Source organism: Nocardioides sp. (genome assembly GCF_035429765.1).
Lineage (GTDB): Bacteria > Actinomycetota > Actinomycetes > Propionibacteriales > Nocardioidaceae > Nocardioides.
In genome coordinates this window covers 1-3,552 of sequence record NZ_DAOMFK010000261.1, presented here as the reverse complement: position 1 = coordinate 3,552, position 3,552 = coordinate 1, and the positions used below count along the sequence as shown (strand labels likewise).

Below are 3,552 nucleotides of genomic sequence, written 5' to 3'. Positions count from 1 at the left end.
GGGCCGGCCCCGACTTCGACTTTCGGCTCTTCATCCAGCCGACCGGCGGCGTGACGCGCCGGCCCGGGGCGGAGGACCCGGCCACGATCCTGCTCCGGCAGCAGCGCGGTCTGCGCCGCGCCCGGGCCGTGGACACCGTCGAGGCCGGGCTGGTCGGTGCCTGTGACGGCGACCTGACCGTCGGCCAGATCCTGGGGGCCCTGGCCGTGCTGCTGGACCGGGACGTCGAGACGCTGCGGACGACGTACCTGCCGACGGTCGCCGAGCTGGTCGCCGAGGGCTTCCTGACCCTCCACCGGCCGGGCTGACGGGGTGGTCCGGGACCCCGCGGAATGGACCCGGTATGGACCGGGTTGCAGGGTCCGGGGCCCGGTCGCGCTACCGTGATCGGCCGTGGGTCGTCCCACTCCCACCCGGACGCCCCGCGCAGACAGAACGGAAGAGACCTGGCAGTGGCACACAAGTTGGTGATCGTCGAGTCCCCGGCGAAGGCCCGCACGATCGGCGGGTACCTCGGTCGGGGCTACGTCGTCGAGTCCTCCATCGGCCACATCCGGGACCTCCCCCAGAGCGCCGCGGAGACGCCGGCGAAGATCAAGGACCAGCCCTGGGGGCGCCTGGCCGTCGACGTCGAGCACGAGTTCCGCCCCTACTACGTGGTGCCGCGGGACAAGAAGTCCCACATCGCCAAGCTCAAGTCCCTGCTCAAGGACGCCGACGAGCTCTACCTGGCCACCGACGAGGACCGTGAGGGCGAGGCCATCGCCTGGCACCTCCTGGACGAGCTGAAGCCGAAGGTGCCCGTGCACCGCATGGTGTTCCACGAGATCACCCGGCCGGCCATCCTGGCCGCGGCCGACAACCCCCGCGACCTCGACATGGACCTGGTCGAGGCGCAGGAGGCCCGGCGGATCCTGGACCGGCTCTACGGCTACGAGGTCTCACCGGTGCTGTGGCGCAAGGTGATGTCGGGGCTGTCGGCCGGACGGGTCCAGTCCGTGGCGACGCGCCTGGTGGTGGACCGGGAGCGTGAGCGGATGCGCTTCCGGGTCGCCTCCTACTGGGACCTGGAGGGCACCTTCGACGGTCACCCGGCAGGCGTCCCGGACGGGGGACCCCGCGACGTGCGGATGTTCCCGGCGAAGCTGCACTCCGTGGACGGGGTGCGGGTGGCCCGCGGCCAGGACTTCGGGCCGGACGGGACGCTCGCCAAGCGCAACGTCGTCAACCTGGACCGTACGGCCGCGGAGTCGCTCGTGGCAGCACTTGCCGACACCGCGTTCGAGGTGCGCTCGGTGGAGTCCAAGCCGTACCGGCGTTCTCCTTACGCCCCGTTCCGCACCACCACCTTGCAGCAGGAGGCCTCCCGCAAGCTGGGCATGAGCGCCTCGGCCACCATGTCGGTGGCCCAACGGCTCTACGAGAACGGCTTCATCACCTACATGCGCACCGACTCGACCACCCTGTCGGAGTCGGCGGTGGCCGCGGCCCGCAACCAGGTCCGGGAGCTCTACGGCGCGGAGTACCTGCCCGACCGGCCGCGCACCTACTCCTCGAAGGTCAAGAACGCGCAGGAGGCCCACGAGGCCATCCGGCCCGCGGGGGAGTCCTTCCGCACCCCCGGCCAGACCGGCCTCAAGGGTGAGCAGTTCCGGCTCTACGAGCTGATCTGGATGCGCACGGTCGCCTCCCAGATGAAGGACGCGGTCGGCAGCTCGGTCACCGTCCGCCTCGGCGGACGGGCGAGCACCGGCCAGGACGTGGTGTTCTCGGCCAGCGGCCGGACGATCACCTTCCACGGCTTCCTCAAGGCCTACGTGGAGGACAAGGACGACCAGTCCAAGAAGCGGGACGACACCGAGGTCCGCCTGCCCAGCCTGGCCGAGGGCGACCCGGTCGCGGCGGCGTCCCTGGCCGCCTCCGGGCACGAGACCAAGCCGCCGGCGCGCTACACCGAGGCGACGCTGATCAAGGAGCTGGAGGACCGGGAGATCGGCCGCCCTTCGACGTACGCCTCGATCATCGGCACCATCCTCAACCGCGGCTACGTCTACAAGAAGGGCACCGCGCTGGTGCCGGCGTGGCTGGCGTTCTCGGTGGTCCGGCTGCTGGAGGAGCACTTCTCCAGGCTGGTGTCCTACGAGTTCACCGCGCAGATGGAGGAGACCCTCGACGACATCGCGGGCGGCCGCAAGGACATGGTGAGCGAGCTCGGGGAGTTCTACTACGGCTCCGAGCGGGTCGAGGGGCTGCACGGGCTGGTGACCGGGCTCGGCGAGATCGACGCCAAGGAGCTGGCCACCTTCCCGGTCGGCGGCCCGGACTCCGGGATCGTGCTGCGGGTGGGTCGTTACGGCCCGTACCTGGAGGGGCCGGGCGAGGACGGCAGCTCTGCCGGCCGGCGCGCGAACGTCCCCGACGACCTGCCGCCCGACGAGCTCACCCTGGCCAAGGCCAAGGAGCTGCTGGCGAACCCCGCGGGCGAGGAGGTCCCGTTGGGCACCCACCCCGAGAGCGGGCTGCGGATCGTCGCCAGGAACGGCCGCTACGGGCCCTACGTGACCGAGGTGCTGCCCGAGGACGCCCCGAAGTCCGCCAAGGCCCGGACCGCCTCGCTGTTCAAGTCGATGAGCCTGGAGACCGTCACCCTCGACGACGCGCTGAAGCTGCTCTCGCTGCCGAGGGTGGTCGGCGCCGACGCCGACGGCGTCGAGATCACCGCCCAGAACGGCCGGTACGGGCCCTACCTCAAGCGGGGCACCGACTCCCGGTCGCTGACCTCGGAGGAGCAGCTGCTGTCGATCTCCCTCGAGGAGGCGCTGGCGGTCTACGCCCAGCCCAAGCAGCGGGGGCGGGCGGCCGCGGCCCCGCCGCTGAAGGAGCTGGGGGTGGACCCGGTCTCCGGTCTCCCGGTGGTGGTGAAGTCGGGCCGGTTCGGCGAGTACGTCACCGACGGCGAGTACAACGCGACCCTCCGCAAGGACGACACCGTCGAGGCCCTCACCCTGGACCGTGCCGCCGAGCTGCTGGCCGAACGACGGGCGCGCGGACCGGCGAAGAAGGCCGCCGCGAGGAAGACGCCCAAGCCCGCGGCCAAGAAGGCCGCCGCGAAGAAGACCGCGGCGAAGAAGACCGCCACCAAGAAGACCGCGACGAAGAAGACGGCAGCCACCCGCTGAGCCGACCCGCCTGCCGGGTGCGGGCTACGGCAACGGCAGCGGCGGCACCGGCACCGCCACGCCCAGGCCGGTGAGCAGGTCGGCCAGCTCCTGGAGGGTGAGGGTCAGCGGGCCGTTGTCGGGATCCGCCGTCCCCAGCGCCGTGAGCACGCAGGTGTTGTAGCCGTCGGTGGTGCTGGCCAGGTCGTCGACGAAGCCCAGGGTGGTGCACAGCAGGGTCGCTGTCTCCTCGGGTGTCGGCACGGGCGTCGGCTGGGTCGGGTCCGGTGGGGGCAGGTTGGGGTCCGGCGGCGGGGGCAGGTTGGGGGGCGGAGGCTCGCTGGGGCCCGGGGCCGGGGGGTCGTTGGGCCCCGGGGGCGGGGGGCCGGGTGCG

At 72.1% G+C, this 3,552-nt stretch carries 3 protein-coding genes; 2 read left to right on the top strand and 1 reads right to left on the bottom strand.

Annotated elements, in window-relative coordinates:
* Positions 1-308 (top strand): DUF7782 domain-containing protein (locus PLP61_RS15805; RefSeq protein ID WP_502889089.1); only part of this gene is annotated, 308 nt, incomplete at its 5' end.
* A 144-nt stretch (positions 309-452) separates the two neighbouring features.
* Complete coding sequence (gene topA / locus PLP61_RS15800; protein ID WP_324503714.1) at positions 453-3,179, top strand: type I DNA topoisomerase; 2,727 nt, start codon at positions 453-455, stop codon at positions 3,177-3,179.
* Positions 3,180-3,203: 24 nt separating this feature from the next.
* Here the strand turns inward: topA and PLP61_RS15795 are convergent.
* On the bottom strand, positions 3,204-3,552 hold a 349-nt coding region (locus tag PLP61_RS15795), incomplete at its 5' end, for a hypothetical protein (protein WP_324503713.1).